12 protein-coding genes and 1 riboswitch are annotated in these 16023 nt (G+C 73.4%); of the genes, 9 read left to right on the top strand and 3 right to left on the bottom strand.

The window, feature by feature from the left end:
- The first annotated feature begins 1 nt into the window (after position 1).
- The 6 genes from ACIBEC_RS35335 to ACIBEC_RS35310 all read left to right on the top strand — a co-directional run bounded on the left by ACIBEC_RS35335 (position 2) and on the right by ACIBEC_RS35310 (position 6955).
- Positions 2 to 2050, top strand: coding sequence for a protein meaA (locus tag ACIBEC_RS35335; protein ID WP_360499603.1), 2049 nt, complete (start codon positions 2 to 4; stop codon positions 2048 to 2050).
- Positions 2051 to 2093: 43 nt separating this feature from the next.
- Positions 2094 to 3056, top strand: coding sequence for a CoA ester lyase (locus ACIBEC_RS35330; protein ID WP_360499601.1), 963 nt, complete (start codon positions 2094 to 2096; stop codon positions 3054 to 3056).
- A 3-nt stretch (positions 3057 to 3059) separates the two neighbouring features.
- Positions 3060 to 3563 (top strand): MaoC family dehydratase, encoded by a 504-nt coding sequence (locus ACIBEC_RS35325; protein WP_360499599.1) that lies wholly within the window; start codon positions 3060 to 3062, stop codon positions 3561 to 3563.
- 142 nt (positions 3564 to 3705) lie between these two features.
- The gene (locus ACIBEC_RS35320; RefSeq protein ID WP_360499597.1) at positions 3706 to 4908 is read left to right on the top strand and encodes an acyl-CoA dehydrogenase family protein; all 1203 of its coding nucleotides are present in this window, start codon (positions 3706 to 3708) and stop codon (positions 4906 to 4908) included.
- A gap of 489 nt (positions 4909 to 5397) precedes the next feature.
- Complete coding sequence (locus ACIBEC_RS35315; RefSeq protein WP_360499595.1) at positions 5398 to 6090, top strand: phosphatidylserine decarboxylase; 693 nt, start codon at positions 5398 to 5400, stop codon at positions 6088 to 6090.
- Positions 6077 to 6955: a CDP-alcohol phosphatidyltransferase family protein gene (locus tag ACIBEC_RS35310; RefSeq protein ID WP_030059975.1), complete on the top strand. Its 879-nt coding sequence runs from the start codon at positions 6077 to 6079 to the stop codon at positions 6953 to 6955. The genes ACIBEC_RS35315 and ACIBEC_RS35310 overlap by 14 nt, the downstream gene beginning before the upstream one ends.
- Before the next feature lie 87 nt (positions 6956 to 7042).
- Here the strand turns inward: ACIBEC_RS35310 and ACIBEC_RS35305 are convergent, their stop codons facing one another.
- From ACIBEC_RS35305 to ACIBEC_RS35295, 3 genes are all read right to left on the bottom strand, one after another.
- Complete coding sequence (locus ACIBEC_RS35305; RefSeq protein ID WP_396289771.1) at positions 7043 to 8557, bottom strand: hypothetical protein; 1515 nt, start codon at positions 8555 to 8557, stop codon at positions 7043 to 7045.
- A 386-nt stretch (positions 8558 to 8943) separates the two neighbouring features.
- On the bottom strand, positions 8944 to 10080 hold the full coding sequence (locus tag ACIBEC_RS35300; protein WP_360499591.1) for a prolyl oligopeptidase family serine peptidase: 1137 nt from the start codon (positions 10078 to 10080) through the stop codon (positions 8944 to 8946).
- A gap of 112 nt (positions 10081 to 10192) precedes the next feature.
- A complete protein-coding gene (locus tag ACIBEC_RS35295) occupies positions 10193 to 10876 on the bottom strand; it encodes a helix-turn-helix transcriptional regulator (protein ID WP_360499589.1) in 684 nt (227 codons plus the stop codon).
- A 195-nt stretch (positions 10877 to 11071) separates the two neighbouring features.
- Positions 11072 to 11206: riboswitch (cobalamin riboswitch) on the top strand.
- Between the two features lie 167 nt (positions 11207 to 11373).
- On the opposite strand from ACIBEC_RS35295, the gene ACIBEC_RS35290 reads away from it, so the two are divergent.
- Genes ACIBEC_RS35290 through ACIBEC_RS35280 form a run of 3 tightly spaced genes read left to right on the top strand, consistent with a single transcriptional unit; the run spans position 11374 to position 16021 of the window.
- Entirely contained in the window at positions 11374 to 12360 is a 987-nt protein-coding gene (locus tag ACIBEC_RS35290; protein WP_360499587.1) for a cobalamin biosynthesis protein, read from the top strand.
- Positions 12357 to 13895: a cobyric acid synthase gene (locus tag ACIBEC_RS35285; RefSeq protein WP_360499585.1), complete on the top strand. Its 1539-nt coding sequence runs from the start codon at positions 12357 to 12359 to the stop codon at positions 13893 to 13895. Before ACIBEC_RS35290 ends, ACIBEC_RS35285 begins: the two co-directional genes overlap by 4 nt.
- Positions 13892 to 16021: a putative cobaltochelatase gene (locus ACIBEC_RS35280; protein WP_360499583.1), complete on the top strand. Its 2130-nt coding sequence runs from the start codon at positions 13892 to 13894 to the stop codon at positions 16019 to 16021. Before ACIBEC_RS35285 ends, ACIBEC_RS35280 begins: the two co-directional genes overlap by 4 nt.
- Positions 16022 to 16023: the final 2 nt, after the last annotated feature.

The following is a 16023-nucleotide window of genomic DNA, read 5'->3' as shown; positions in this document are numbered from 1 at the left end:
GATGACCGAACCCCAGAAGCGGGACCGGCCCTGGCTGATGCGTACCTACGCCGGCCACTCCACCGCGAGCGACTCCAACGCGCTCTACCGGCGGAACCTGGCGAAGGGCCAGACCGGCCTGTCCGTCGCCTTCGACCTGCCGACCCAGACCGGCTACGACTCCGACCACATCCTCGCCCGCGGCGAGGTGGGCCGGGTCGGCGTCCCGGTCGGCCACGTGGGCGACATGCGCGCCCTGTTCGACGGCATCCCGCTCGAGCAGACCAACACCTCCATGACGATCAACGCCACCGCGATGTGGCTGCTGGCGCTCTACCAGGTGGTCGCCGAGGAGCAGGGCGCCGACATCGCCAAGCTCACCGGCACCACCCAGAACGACATCGTCAAGGAGTACCTGTCGCGCGGGACGCACGTCTTCCCGCCCGGCCCGTCGGTGCGGCTGATCACCGACATGATCGCCTACACGGTCGGCAACATCCCCAAGTGGAACCCGATCAACATCTGCAGCTACCACCTGCAGGAGGCCGGGGCCACGCCCGTCCAGGAGATCGCGTACGCGATGTGCACCGCCATCTCGGTGCTCGACGCCGTCCGCGACTCCGGCCAGGTGCCCGCCGAGCGGATGGGCGACGTGGTCGCCCGGATCTCCTTCTTCGTGAACGCCGGCGTGCGCTTCGTCGAGGAGATGTGCAAGATGCGCGCCTTCGCCCGGCTGTGGGAGAAGGTCACCCTGGAGCGCTACGGCGTGACGGACCCCAAGCAGCGCCGCTTCCGCTACGGCGTCCAGGTCAACTCCCTCGGCCTGACCGAAGCCCAGCCGGAGAACAACGTCCAGCGGATCGTCCTGGAGATGCTGGCCGTCACCCTCTCCAAGGACGCCCGCGCCCGGGCCGTCCAGCTGCCCGCCTGGAACGAGGCGCTCGGCCTGCCCCGCCCGTGGGACCAGCAGTGGTCGCTGCGGATCCAGCAGGTGCTGGCGTACGAGTCGGACCTGCTGGAGTACGGCGACATCTTCAACGGCTCCGAGGTGATCGAGACCAAGACCGCCGAGCTGCTGGCCGGCGCGGAGGCCGAGATCGCCAAGGTGCTGGAGATGGGCGTCAAGGCCGGCAACCGAGGCATCATCCCGGCTGTGGAGTCCGGCTACCTGAAGTCCAACCTGGTCGCCTCGCACGCCGCCCGCCGGGCCCGGATCGAGTCCGGCGAGGACAAGATCATCGGAGTCAACTGCTTCGACACCACCGAGCCGAGCCCGCTCACCGCCGACCTCGACACCGCGATCATGGTCGTCGACCCGGCCTCCGAGCAGTCCGTGCTCGCCGCCCTGGAGGCCTGGCGCGGACAGCGCGACGAGGTCGCCGTCCAGGAGTCGCTGGCCGAGCTCAAGGCCGTCGCCGCCACCGAGGCCAACCTGATGCCGGCCACGCTCGCCTGCGCCCGGGCCGGCGTCACCACCGGCGAGTGGTCCTTCGCCCTGCGCGAGGTCTTCGGCGAGTACCGCGCCCCCACCGGCGTCGGCGGCGCGCCCGTCGCGGTCGCCGCCGAGCCCGGCGGGGAGCTGGAGCAGGTCCGCGCCGCGGTCGCCGCGACCGCCGCGGAACTGGGCGCCGGCAAGCTGCGCCTGCTGGTCGGCAAGCCCGGCCTGGACGGGCACTCCAACGGCGCCGAGCAGATCGCCGTCCGGGCCCGCGACGCCGGGTTCGAGGTGGTCTACCAGGGCATCCGGCTGACCCCGGAGCAGATCGTCTCCGCCGCCGTCGCGGAGGACGTCCACTGCGTGGGCCTGTCGATCCTCTCCGGCGCGCACTGCGAGCTGGTGCCCGACGTCCTGAAGCGCCTGAACCGCGCCGGGGTGCAGGATGTCCCGGTGATCGTGGGTGGCATCATCCCGGCAGCGGACGGCGAGGCCCTCAAGGCCGCCGGCGTCGCCGCCGTGTTCACCCCGAAGGACTTCGGCATCACGACCATCATCGGCCGGATCGTGGACGAGATCCGGCTCGCCAACAAGCTCCAGCCGTGGACGCCCGCACCGACCTCGGCCACGAACTGACCAGCTGACCAGCTGACCACTGGGAAGGAACAGACCCACCCTCATGACGAACGTGAACCGCCTGCGCCCGCGCCGCTCCTGCCTCGCCGTACCGGGCAGCAACCCGCGCTTCCTGGAGAAGGCCCAGGGCCTCCCGGCCGACCAGGTCTTCCTCGACCTCGAGGACGCCTGCGCCCCGCTGGTCAAGGAGAGCGCCCGCCACACCATCGTCGACGCCCTGAACAACGGCGACTGGGGAAACAAGACCAAGGTCGTCCGGGTCAACGACTGGACGACGCACTGGACCTACCGCGACGTGATCACCGTCGTCGAGGGCGCCGGCCCCAACCTCGACTGCATCATGCTGCCCAAGGTCCAGGACGCCGAGCAGGTCAAGGCCCTCGACCTCCTGCTCACCCAGATCGAGAAGACCATGGGCTTCGAGGTCGGCAAGATCGGCATCGAGGCGCAGATCGAGAACGCCAAGGGCCTGATCAACGTCGACGCCATCGCCGAGGCCTCGCCCCGGCTGGAGACCATCATCTTCGGCCCCGCCGACTTCATGGCCTCCATCAACATGAAGTCCCTGGTCGTCGGCCAGCAGCCGCCCGGCTACCCGGCCGACGCCTACCACTACATCCTGATGCGCATCCTGATGGCCGCCCGCGCCAACGACCTGCAGGCGATCGACGGCCCGTACCTGCAGATCCGTAACCAGGAGGGCTACCGCGAGGTCGCCGGCCGCTCCGCCGCCCTCGGCTTCGACGGCAAGTGGGTGCTCCACCCGGACCAGGTCGCCGCCGCGAACGAGATCTACTCGCCCTCGCAGGAGGACTACGACCACGCCGAGCTGATCCTCGACGCCTACGACTACTGCACCTCCGAGGCGGGTGGCGCCAAGGGCTCCGCGATGCTCGGCGACGAGATGATCGACGAGGCCAGCCGCAAGATGGCCCTGGTCATCTCCGGCAAGGGCCGGGCCGCGGGCATGGAGCGCACCACCAAGTTCGAGATCCCGGAGGCCTGAGCCATGCAGTTCGGACGCACCTACGAGGAGTTCGAGGTCGGCGCGGTCTACAAGCACTGGCCCGGCAAGACGGTCACCGAGTACGACGACCACCTCTTCTGCCTGCTCACCATGAACCACCACCCGCTCCACATGGACACCAACTATGCGGAGAAGACGACGGACTTCGGCAAGAACGTCGTCGTGGGCAACTACGTCTACTCGCTGCTGCTCGGCATGTCCGTCCCGGACGTCTCCGGCAAGGCGATCGCCAACCTGGAGATCGAGTCGCTGCGCCACATCGCGCCGACCTTCCACGGCGACACCATCTACGGCGAGACCACCGTGCTCGACAAGTGGCCGTCCAAGTCCAAGGACGACCGCGGCATCGTCTACGTCGAGACCAAGGGGTACAAGCAGGACGGCACGGTCGTCTGCATCTTCCGCCGCAAGGTGATGGTGCCGACCGAGACGTACATCAAGGAGCGGGGCGGCGAGCAGCCCGGCCGCCCGACCCCGCTCTCCTGACTCCCCTCTCCCCTGGAGACCCCGGACGGGCAGGCCGCCGTCATCGGCCGACCCCCACCCGGTAACGGGGGCCCTGCTGCCACGCCGGCAGGGCCCCCGCAATCCCCCCCCCCGCCCTCTTAGACCTTTCCGGAGCCGCACGATGGGACGCCTCGCACAGACCGACGGCCTCACCGAGATCCAGCGGGACATCCTCGCCACCGTGCGGGATTTCGTCGACAAGGAGATCATTCCGGTCGCGACCGAGCTGGAGCACAAGGACGAGTACCCGACCGCCATCGTCGAGGGCATGAAGCAGCTCGGCCTCTTCGGGCTCACCATCCCCGAGGAGTTCGGCGGCCTCGGCGAGTCGCTGCTCACCTACGCCCTGGTGGTCGAGGAGATCGCCCGCGGCTGGATGTCGGTCTCCGGCATCGTCAACACCCACTTCATCGTGGCGCACATGATCAACGCCCACGGCACCCAGGAACAGAAGGACTACTTCCTGCCGAAGATGGCCGCCGGCGAAATCCGCGGCGCCTTCTCGATGTCCGAGCCCGGCCTCGGCTCCGATGTTTCGGCCATCTCCACCAAGGGCGTCAAGGACGGGGAGTTCTACGTCCTCAACGGCCAGAAGATGTGGCTCACCAACGGCGGCACCTCCACCCTCGTCGCGGTCCTGTGCAAGACCGACGAGGGCGGCAGCAGCCCGTACAAGAACATGACCACCTTCCTCATCGAGAAGGAGGCCGGTTTCGGCCCGAACCCCTCGGTTCCCGGCCTGACCGTGCCCGGCAAGATCGAGAAGATGGGCTACAAGGGCGTCGACACCACCGAGCTGGTGCTGCAGGACGTCCGGATCCCGGCCGACCGCGTCCTCGGCGGCGTCCCGGGCCGCGGCTTCTACCAGATGATGGACGGCGTCGAGGTCGGCCGCGTCAACGTCGCCGCCCGCGGCTGCGGCGTCGCCCGCCGCGCCTTCGAGCTGGGCATCTCCTACGCCCAGCAGCGCTCCACGTTCGGCAAGAAGATCGCCGAGCACCAGGCCATCCAGTTCAAGCTCGCCGAGATGGCCACCAAGGTCGAGGCCGCCCACCAGATGATGGTCATGGCCGCCCGCAAGAAGGACAGCGGCGAGCGCAACGACCTCGAGGCCGGCATGGCCAAGTACCTCGCCTCCGAGTACTGCAAGGAGGTCGTCGAGGACGCCTTCCGCATCCACGGCGGCTACGGATTCTCCAAGGAGTACGAGATCGAGCGCCTCTACCGCGAGGCCCCGATGCTGCTCATCGGTGAAGGTACTGCGGAGATCCAGAAGATGATCGTCGGACGCCGGCTCCTGGAGGAGTACCGGATCGCCGAGTGATCCCCGGGCCGCCCGCCGACGGACCACGTCGCGGGCGGCCCCCTCGAACCGCCGGTCGACGGGCGTGCGGGTCCGTCCCGGCGGAGCGCCGTGCCCCGTCACGGACCCGGCCTGGTCCGCCTGGGTCCGGCACGGCCCTCCGGAAGCGGCCGCAGGGCGTACAGCTGCGACAACACGCCCGGCGGCCGCTTCCGCACACCTTCTTCCGGCCACTACGGCCGTTTCCCCCACCGGGTTTCGCCGGGGCACCTCTTGAGACAAGTCTCACCAGCTCTGTCAGGTCCCTTGGGAACCGGACCGGGGCGAGCTACGGTCGTAGAGGTGGGACGCGCACACGCGCTCCCACCGGACACATGAACGAGCAGGCGGGTTGCCCACCCACCGTGTGCTCCCGATAGCATCCACCGGGACAGCAAGCCGTCCCTTCTATTACCGATCCCGCGGTGGCCCCCGTCCAGCGGCCATGATCCCCCGCGACAAAGGTCTTCGATGCCCATCAGCCCGTCCCCTCGCACTTCCGTCACGGACCGCGATGCCCTCGCAGCCCCGACGGCCGGTCGGCGACCCCGCGTGACCATCGCGCGCGGAGCCACCCCCTGGTTCGTCCCCACCCTCGCCACGGCCGCCGTGACCACCGCCCTCACCCGGCGCAGCGGCAAGTGGGCCCTGGCGGCGGTACCCGCCTGTGCGCTCAGCGCGGGCATGCTGTGGTTCTTCCGCGACCCCGAGCGTGAGATCGCCACGGGCAGAGTGATCTCCCCCGCCGACGGCGTGGTGCAGAGCATCGACGCCTGGCCGGACGGCCGCACCCGGGTCGCGATCTTCATGAGCCCGCTCAACGTCCACGTCAACCGCGCGCCCCTGCCGGGCACGGTGACGTCCGTCGAGCACGTCGCGGGCGGCTTCGTCCCCGCGTTCAACAAGGACAGCGACCAGAACGAGCGGGTCGTCTGGCACTTCGACACCGAGCTCGGCGACATCGAGATGGTCCAGATCGCGGGGGCCGTGGCCCGCCGCATCGTGCCGTACGTGGCCGCCGGAACCAAGGTCGAGCAGGGCGACCGGATCGGCCTGATCCGGTTCGGGTCCCGGGTCGACACCTACCTGCCGGCCGGCGTCGAGGTCGGCGTCGAGGTCGGCCAGAAGACCACAGCCGGGGTGACGCGCCTTGACCGTGACTGATCCTGAGACAATCGTCGGCCTGGACGACGAGGAGACGGCCCTGCGCCGCCGCCGCTGGGCGCGCGACCGCGAGCTGCGCGCCCCGCGCTCTCCCCAGCACCTGTCCACCGCCGACTTCCTGACCCTGGGGAACGCCGTCTGCGGCTTCCTGGCGATCTACTCGATCACCACCGGGGTCCTCGTCCCGCACATCACCAATCCGGACGCCGCTCCGGACCGGCACAGCGCCGCCACCGCGGTCACGCTGCTGCTGATCGGCTCCATGTGCGACCTCTTCGACGGCCTGGTGGCGCGCAAGCTGCGCTCCTCCGCCCTCGGAGCGGAACTGGACAACCTGGCGGACCTGATCAGCTTCGGCATCGCGCCGGCCTACTTCGTCGCGGTCTGGGGCATGGTCTCCCAGGGCTCCAACAGCAAGCTCTCGGCGCTCATCGCGATCACCGTGCTGCTCGCGGTCGTCCTGCGGCTGGCCCGCTTCTCGGCCGTCAAGATGCGGCCCGGGGTGTTCCAGGGCATGCCCTGCCCGATGGGCGCGATGACGGTCATCGCCATCGTGCTGCTCGACCCGCCGTTCCTGCCCGGTCTGCTCGCCATCTTCGGCGCCGCGTACCTGATGGTCAGCCGGATCGAGTACCCGAAGCCGCAGGGGCTGCTGGCCACCGCCACGCTCTGCTGGATCGTGGTCTCCATCGGCTGCCTGGCCGCCTGGGCCACCGGCCTGCCCGGCGGCGACGCGCTGATGCACGTCGGCGCGTTCGCCCAGATCACGCTCGCCGCGATGGCGCCGCTGCTGGTCATCCGCCGCAAGGTGGGGCAGAAGGTCGGCGACGTCCGCGCCCGGCGGGCGGAGTCGCGGCTCGGCTGAGGCCGCTCGTTCGACCCACGCGGAAGGGCCCGGAACCGATCGGTTCCGGGCCCTTCGCCGTGCTCCGTTCCAGCGAGCCCGCGGTGGCTACGCCCCGCCGGTGTGGACGCTGAAGGCCGAACGGCGGGCCGCCCGCGCCACCCCCGGGTCCGGGTGCACGCCCGAGACCGCCGTCAGCACCGAGGCCGCCCTCGGGTGCCCGGACTGCCGGGCCCGGGCGAACAGCCGCACCGGGTCGCCCGCCGAGGCACCCTCGACATGGCCCACCAGCAGCTCCGTCTCGCCGTGGTCGAGCACCGCCGCCGCCGTGTCCACCCAGAGCCAGGCCGCGTCGTCCGCGCCCAGTACGTCCGCCGGGGAAACCCCCTCGTCCGCGCGCTCCGCCAGCCACAGCAGCGCGTACGGGCGCAGCACCGGCGCGTCCACCGCCGCCCGCACCGCCTGCTCGGCCGGCCCTCCGGCCACCCGCAGCGCCTCGAAGGCCAGCCCGCGCACCAGCGCGTCGTCTCCCCGTGCCGCCTCCAGCAGCTCGGCCACCGCCCGGTCCGCCGGACGGGCCGCCACCCAGGCGCGGTACTCGGCGCGGGCCGGGCCCGGCGAGTAGTCCGCACAGGCGTTCAGCAGCTCGAAAGCGCTCTGCTCGATGTGCCCGGCCGCGGTCTGCGCGACCGTGCAGATCTCCTCCAGCTTCGCCCGCACCGCCCAGTGGCCGAGCGGCGACAGCTCGGCGGCCTCGTTCCTGCGCGTCAGGGCGCCGACGGCCGCCAGGCCGTCCAGCATCCAGTCCAGGACGGCGGCCACGTCCGAGGGCGAGGCCGGGGTGTCGATCTGCGGCTCCCGGCAGGTGCCGCGGACCGCGGACACCGCGGAGGCCGCGTGCGGCACGGGCGACAGGCCCGGACCGCCGGCCCCGCCGACCCGGCGCTCGTCCAGGCCACGGCGCAGCAGCTCCAGCAGCTCGCTCTCGGCCACCGGACCGTCCACCAGGTGCAGGAAGGAGAGCAGCTGCGGAGCCTGGTCCACGGCCTGCCCGGCCAGTACGGCGAACACCCCGCGCAGCGCGGCGGGCGGCACCGGGGCGAGCAGGGTCCAGGCGTCGAACAGCGCCGACCAGCCGCGCACCACGGCCTCGTCGTCGTGCTCCCAGGCGTGCAGGCGCCAGCCTGGACCGGCCCCGGTGTCCCGGGCCTCCACCAGGCCCACCAGGAGCGCCTGCCCCCAGGCCTTGGCGGCGGCACCGACCGTCATGGCCAGCGCCCGGCCCGCCGCACGGGCGTCCTCCGGGAGCAGTTCACCACGCTTGTCGATCTCCGGCAGCTCCCCGGCCCAGCGGGCGATCCGGACGGCGTCCACCAGCATCCGGCGGGCCAGCGGCGCCAACTCGGCCGGCGCCGGAAAGCCCTCCGGCACGGGAACCCGGCCCCGTCCGGGCGCCGGCGCGGGTCCCCGTCGCCGGGGTACGCCGTTACGGGGTACAACCGCCCCGCTCGGCCTGCCACCGGCTGGCCGGTGGGCCGTACCGGGGAGACGGGTCACCGTCGCACCGGTACCGATCGGAGGCGGGAGCGGGGCATCACGGTCGCGCGGGTTCCGAGACGTCACGTCGAGCAGTCTTCCCCTTGTACCGGCCTTCTGTCACATCCGGTTGTCCGTACGACCGGGCGCCCGGTGGCGACACCTCCGCAAGATCGGGCAACAGAGGCAAACCGCCTGGCCGGAAACGTGTGGCCTGCTCATGCCAGGTCAGTCGCGACGGTTGCTGCCGTCGTTCGAGCAGTCACGGAACGTGAGGGAGAGAGTGGTGTGCGGGGCCAAAAATGTTCCCCTCACGGCGCGGCGATCGCTGCTGGCCGCGCCGAAGCCGTCGGCGGGCGGCAGGGCTGTCGAGCCCGGATCCGGACGGATGGGCGCGCGGGACGGGCCGATCTTGGAGCACGAGAAGTCGGCGGGTCCGACTTCCCGCGCTCCGCACGGGCGGTGGCTCCCGGTCAGAGGAGCGGGGTGAGCCAGCGACGGAGGATTTCGGTGTAGTGGTCGGGGGCGGAGTTCCAGAGGGTGCCGTGGTCGGCGCCGGGGAAGGGCTGGAGGCCGACCACGTCGGGGCGGGCGGCGGCGAGGCGCTCGGCACTGCGGAACGGGGAGACCCGGTCGGCCGGACTGTGCAGGAGGAGGGTCGGGACGCGCAGGTCGGTGCCCTCGGCAATGCGGGAGAAGTCGGCGAGGTCGACGCCGGTGCGGCCCTGGGCGGCGAGGGCGCCGAGTTCGACGGCCGCACCCCGGAAGCCCAGCCGTTCGGCGTCGCCGCGGGCGGTGGCCGGCAGGTCGAGGACCGGCGAGTCGAGGATCAGGCCGCTGACGGCGTACGCCCAGGCGGAGCGGGCCGCCGTCAGCAGGACCATCGTGGCGCCGACCGACCATCCGTAGAGGATCACCCGACCCGCGCCGTGGGCGAGCGCCAGCCGTACCGCCGCCTCGACGTCACGCCACTCGGTCTCGCCGAAGTGGCTGTACCCGTCCGGGGAGGCCGGGGCGCCCTCGTCGCCGCGGTAGGTGACGGCGAGGGCGGGCAGGCCGAGACGGTCGAGGACGGGCAGGACCGGAAGGGTCTGCTGGCGGTCGGCCTCGGGGCCGTGGACGAGGATCACCCACGTGCCGCGCTTGCCGTCGAGATACCAGGCGGGGAGGGCGCCGAGTTCGCCGTCGACCGCGGTCTCGGTGTAGGCGAGGCCGAGCGCCCGGGTGGGGTCGCCGACGTGGACGCGCGGGGTGAAGCGGACCTCGGCGCCGGGGACGAGGGTGCCCCGGTCGGCGCGGACCAGCCGACGGGTGACGCCCTCCTCGTCGCTGTGCAGGACCTCCTCGACGACCGCGTGGCCGCCGTCGTCCCACTCGACCGCCCAGCGGCCGGGACGCAGGCTCTCGGGGCCGCGGCTGAAGGTGATCCGCCCGACGCCGAGGCCGCGGACCAGGACCGGCCCGGACTCCTGCACGGCCGTGACCGGGCGGACCATCCGCTCGGAGGCCCGGCGGCCGATCACCAGGACGACGGCCCCGGCTCCGACGGCGGCGGCCGCCACGACGGCGGCGGTTCCCCAGCGCATATCGATCCCCGCTCTGTTGGTCACGGACCGGACGGTGTTCGTGCACCAGTCCACCGGCGCCCCGGCCGCCCGGCCACCGGGCTGGGCCGTCCGGGTCACTCGGCGCGGGGACAGGGGCCGGCGTCGGGGCGCGGGGTCAGTCCGTGGCGGCGTCGAGGAGGTGCCAGAAGCGGGGGGTGAGGGAGTCGGTGGTGGGGGGTGGGGCGGCGCGGGTGGTGGCACCCCAGTGGGTGGGGACGTGGTGTTCCTGGTGGAGGACGGTGAGAGCGGCGGCGAGGGTGTCGGCGGGGGCCGGGACGATGCGGGCGAGGGCGCGGAGGTGGGGTTGCCAGCGGCCCGCGACGCACTGGCGGAGGAGCCGGCCGAGGGCCTCCCGGCGGCCGGTGGCCTCCACGAGCTCGGGCAGGGTCAGGTCGAGGACCTCGGCGAGGGCGCGGGTCTGTTCCTCGTCGCCGTCCCATTGGCCGGTCAGTTCGGCCTGCCGGTAGGTGTCGAGGATGGTGCCGGTGCGGTCGGCGACGGCGGCCTGGCCGAGTTCACGGGCGACGCGGTGGTCGCGCAGCCGTACCGGGCGGGTGTCCATCAGCTTTGCGGTGGGGCACCAGAGGGCGCGGGCGAGGGCGATGAACTCCGGTTCGCTGGGGCGCAGCTCGCCGGCCTCCCAGGCGAGGACGTGGGTGGGCAGCAGCCGGACGCCGTGCGCGGCCATGCCCTCCGCGACCTGCTCGGGGGTCAGGCCGAGGCCGGCCCGGTGGGCGCGGGCGGCCGCGGGGGAGAACGGCACCGGAGGCGGGACAGTGGGGGTCTTTCTGCGACGCATGCCACCGAACGGTAGGCGCGGACCGCGGTGCGCCCCAGCGACCGAACCCACGAAGCGGCCGGTCCGGGGGCGGTGCTCCGCTGGGCGATCCCACAGCGCGTCGGGGCGGTGCCCGGTGTGACCAACCCCTCCGTGACCTCGGTTGACTCCCGGTTCGGCCGCGTGATGGGATCCTGGGGCCAATCGGAGGCATGGAGAGGAAGCCGGTGCGAGTCCGGCGCGGTCCCGCCACTGTCACCGGGGAGCACGCTCGGAATGATCGCCACGGCGGGCCGTCAGAAGCCGCTGGAAGGCCCCGGGGGTGTGTCCGACCCGGAAGCCAGGAGACTCTCGCCCCCGCTACGTCGATCCAGGGCGCGGACCCTGAGTGAGGACACGCACGCGATGCAGGCTGCCCCGCCCCACCGGACTCCGAGCGGCCTTCCGCCGAGCTGTCTCCCGGTGAGTTGTCTTCCGATCAGCCCCCTTCCGGCGTTCGTGCTGTGACCGTTCGTCCTGTGACCGTCCGTCCTGCGACCGGACGCCCCCTGGCCCGCGCCGCCGCGTTCGCGCTGGGCGCCGTCGCGGGCTACGCCGCCGACGCCCGCTTCGCCGACCCGCGCCGAGGCCACCCGGTGGCCGTCTTCGGCAGCGCGGCGACCCGGTTGGAGCGGCGCCTGTGGCGCGACGACCGTACGGCCGGGGCCGGGTACACGGCGCTGTGCGTGGGCGCGGTCGCGGCGGGCGCGCTCGCCCTGGACCGTACGGTGGGCCGGCGCCCGCTGGGCCGGGCGGCGCTGGCGGCGGCCGCGACCTGGACGGTCCTCGGCGGCACCTCGCTCACCCGGGAGGCCCGCGCCATCGGCCGCTCGCTGAAGGACGGCGACCTGCGGGCCGCGCGGGAGCGGCTGCCGCACCTGTGCGGGCGGGATCCGAGCGCCCTGGACGGGCAGCAGATCGCCCGCGCGGTGGTCGAGTCGGTGGCCGAGAACACCGCCGACGCCGTGGTGAACGCGCTGGCCTGGGGCGCCCTGGCGGGCACGCCCGGGCTGCTGGCGTTCCGTGCGGTGAACACCCTGGACGCCATGGTGGGACACCGTTCGCCGCGCTACGCCCGGTTCGGCTGGGCCTCGGCCCGGCTGGACGACGTGGCGGGCTGGCCGGGCGCCCGGCTGACCGCGCTGCTGACGGTGGCCGCCGCCCCGCAGCCCCGGACGGCCTGGCGGGTCTGGCGGCGCGACGGCTCCTCGCACCCGAGCCCGAACGCGGGCCAGGCGGAGTCGGCGTTCGCCGGCGCGGTGGGCGTGCGGCTGGGCGGCACGCTGCAGTACGGCGAGCGCGTGGAGCACCGTCCGGTGCTGGGCACGGAGCTGCGGCCGGTGACGGTGGACGACATCGAGCGGGCCTGCGCGCTCTCCCGGCGGGTGGGCGCGCTGGCACTGGGTACGACGGTCGCGGGGCATCTCGTGATCAGGGCGTTCGGTAAGAGGAGGGGTGGGGCATGAGCAACGCGCTGCTGGTCGCCGGGACGACCTCGGACGCGGGCAAGAGCGTGGTGACGGCCGGTATCTGCCGCTGGCTGGCCCGCCAGGGTGTGCGGGTCGCGCCGTACAAGGCGCAGAACATGTCGTTGAACTCCTTCGTCACCGCCGACGGCGCCGAGATCGGGCGCGCCCAGGCGATGCAGGCGCAGGCCGCCCGGGTGGAGCCGGAGGCGGCGATGAACCCGGTGCTGCTGAAGCCCGGCGCGGACGGCCGCAGCCAGGTGGTGCTGCTGGGCAGGCCGGTCGCCGAGGTCGGTGCGCTGGACTACCGCGAGCGCAAGCCCGTCCTGCTGGAGCGCGCCCTGGAGTGCCTGGCCGACCTGCGCCGCCGCTACGACGTGGTCGTCTGCGAGGGCGCCGGCTCGCCCGCCGAGATCAACCTGCGCGACCGCGACATCGCCAACATGGGCCTGGCCACGGCCGCCGGGCTGCCGGTGGTGGTGGTCGGGGACATCGACCGCGGCGGCGTGTTCGCGGCGATGTACGGGACGCTGGCGCTGCTGTCGGCGGAGGACCAGCGGCACGTGGCCGGCTGGTTCGTCAACAAGTTCCGCGGCGACGCGCGGCTGCTGGCGCCCGGGCTGGAGATGCTGCACGAGCTGACCGGCCGTCCGGTGCTGGGCACCCTGCCGATGCTGCCCGGACTGTGGCTGGACGCCGAGGACTCGCTGGACCTGTCGACGGTGGTGGACCGGGTCGACGGGCGCGGGCCGCTCGGGGCGGACGTGCTGCGGGTGGCCGTGGTGCGCTTCCCCCGGCTGTCCAACTTCACCGACCTGGACGCGCTGGCGCAGGAGCCGGGCGTGCTGGTGCGCTGGGCCACCAGACCCGAGGAGCTGGCCGACGCCGACCTGGTGGTGCTGCCCGGCACCCGGGCCACCGTGGCGGACCTCGCCTGGCTGCGCGAGCGCGGCCTTGAGCCGGCGCTGAAGGCGCGGGCGGCGGCCGGGAGGCCGGTTCTCGGGGTGTGCGGCGGCTACCAGATGCTGGCGCGCGGGATCGTCGACGAGGTGGAGTCCAAGGCGGGCGCCGTCGACGGGCTCGGCCTGCTGCCGACGCAGGTGCGGTTCGGCGCCGAGAAGGTGCTGGCGCGGCCGGTCGGCGAGGCGTTCGGGCACCGGGTCGAGGGCTACGAGATCCACCACGGGGTGGTGGCCGTGGAGGGGGGCCAGGCGTTCGTCTCCGATGGCCGAGGGCAGAGTCTGGACGGCTGCCGGGTGGGCTCGGTCTGGGGCACGACCTGGCACGGCGTGCTGGAGAACGACGACTTCCGTCGCGAACTCCTGCGCGAAGTCGCCGAGTTGGCGGGCCGGGCGTTCGTCCCGGCGCCGGACACCTCCTTCGCCGAGGCGCGCGAGGCCCGGCTGGACCGGCTGGGCGACCTGATCGAGGAACACGCGGACACCGACGCGCTGTGGAAGCTGATCGAGGGCGGGGTGCCGGCGGCCGGATCGCTGCCGTTCCTGGCGCCCGGGGCACCTGGGAGTGACGCATGACTGACGTCCGCTATCCGTTCACCGCGATCGTCGGCATGGCCGACCTGCGGCTGGGGCTGCTGCTGAACGCGGTCTCCCCGGCCGTGGGCGGCGTGCTGGTCCGCGGCGAGAAGGGCACCGCGAAGTCGACCATGGTGCGCGCGCTGGCCGGCCTGCTGCCGTCCATCGCCGCCGTGGACGGCTGCCGCTTCGCCTGCGACCCGGCCGCGCCCGACCCACAGTGCCCGGACGGGCCGCACTCCGCCGCCGGGAGCCACGAACGGCCGTCCCAGCTGGTCGAGTTGCCGGTCGGCGTGGCCGAGGACCGGATCGTCGGCTCGCTCGACCTGGAGCGCGCGCTGGCCGAGGGCGTCAAGGCGTACGAGCCCGGGCTGCTCGCCAAGGCACACCGCGGCGTGCTCTACATCGACGAGGTGAACCTGCTCCAGGACCACGTGGTGGACCTGCTGCTGGACGCCGCCGCGATGGGCCGCTCGTACGTCGAGCGCGAGGGCGTGTCGGTGCGGCACGCGGCCCGGTTCCTGCTGGTCGGCACGATGAACCCGGAGGAGGGCGAGCTGCGGCCGCAGCTGCTCGACCGGTTCGGCCTGACCGTCGAGATCGCCGCCACCCGGGACCCGGCCGAGCGCGCCGACGTGGTCCGCCGCCGGCTCGCCTACGACGCCGACCCGGCCGGCTTCGCCGCGCGGTTCGCCGAGGAAGAGCGGGCACTCGCCGAACGCATCACCGCCGCACGGGAGTTGCTACCCAAGGTCGAGCTGACCGAAGTGGCGCTTCGTCAGATCACCGCCGTGTGCGCCGCGTTCGAGGTGGACGGCCTGCGAGCGGACATCGTGATGGCCCGCACCGCCGTCGCGCTCGCCGCCTGGGACGGGCGCACCGAGGCGCTGGAGGAGGACGTCCGCAAGGCCGCCCAGCTCGCGCTGCCGCACCGGCGCCGCCGCAACCCCTTCGACGCGCCGGGGCTGGACGAGGAGCAGCTGGACCGGACGCTGGAGGAGCACGCCCAGGGGGACGAGCCCGACCCCGAGCCCGAGGGCGACGGCCCGGGGCCGGACAGCGACGGCCCCGGCCCCGAGGGCGGCCCGGACGGCGGCGGCCCGGACGGCGGCGGCCCGGACGGCGGCGGTCCGGACGGCGGCGGGGCGCCCGAGCCCTCCGACGGCGGCGCCCCGGAGGCGTCCACGACCGGCGGGGACGACCAGCCACAGTCGCCGGTCCCGGCCCAACACCCGGCCCCCGCAAGGGAGTCGACGCCGGCCGCGGCCGGGGACCCGTACCGGACCAAGCTGTTCACCGTCCGCGGCACCGGCCACGGCGCCCAGGGCCGCCGCTCCCCCGCCGAGACCACCGGCGGGCACACCATCCGCGCCCGCCGCCCGCAGGGCGCGCTCGGCCGGCTGCACCTGACCGCGACCCTGCAGGCCGCCGCGCCGCACCAGGCGGCACGCGGACGCAGCGGCCGGGCGCTGGTGCTGCGGAAGGACGACTTCCGCGAACAGGTGCGCCAGGGCCGGGAGTCCAACCTGGTGCTGTTCGTGGTCGACGCCTCGGGCTCGATGGCCGCCCGGCAACGGATGACCGCCGTCAAGGGCGCCGTGCTGTCACTGCTGATGGACGCCTACCAGCGGCGCGACAAGATCGGCATGATCACTTTCCGCGGCGCCGGCGCCGAGCTGGCGCTGCCGCCCACCTCCTCCGTGGAGGTCGGCGCGGCCCGGCTGGAGTCGCTGCCCACCGGCGGACGGACCCCGCTGGCCGAGGGGCTGCTGCGGGCCCACGAGGTGCTGCGGGTCGAGCGGCTGCGCGACCCGAGCCGCCGCCCGCTGCTGGTCGTGGTGACCGACGGCCGGGCCACCGGCGGCCGCGACGCACTCGCCCGCTCCCACCGCGCGGCCGCGCTGTTCGCCGCGCAGGGCACGGCGAACGTGGTGCTGGACTGCGAGTCCGGCCCGGTCCGGCTGGGCCTGGCCCGCACCCTGGCCGGGCAGCTCGGCGGCACCGCCGTCAGCCTGGACGAGCTGCGCGCCGAGGGCGTGGCCTCGCTCGTCCGCGAGAACCGCGGGGACAACCGTTCCTCGACCGTCCGCGACAACCGCGCGACCACCATGCGAAAGGCGGCCTGACC

This window comes from Kitasatospora sp. NPDC051164 (genome assembly GCF_044455625.1).
In the GTDB taxonomy this organism is placed as follows: domain Bacteria; phylum Actinomycetota; class Actinomycetes; order Streptomycetales; family Streptomycetaceae; genus Kitasatospora.
This window is presented reverse-complemented; position numbering and strand designations above follow the sequence as displayed.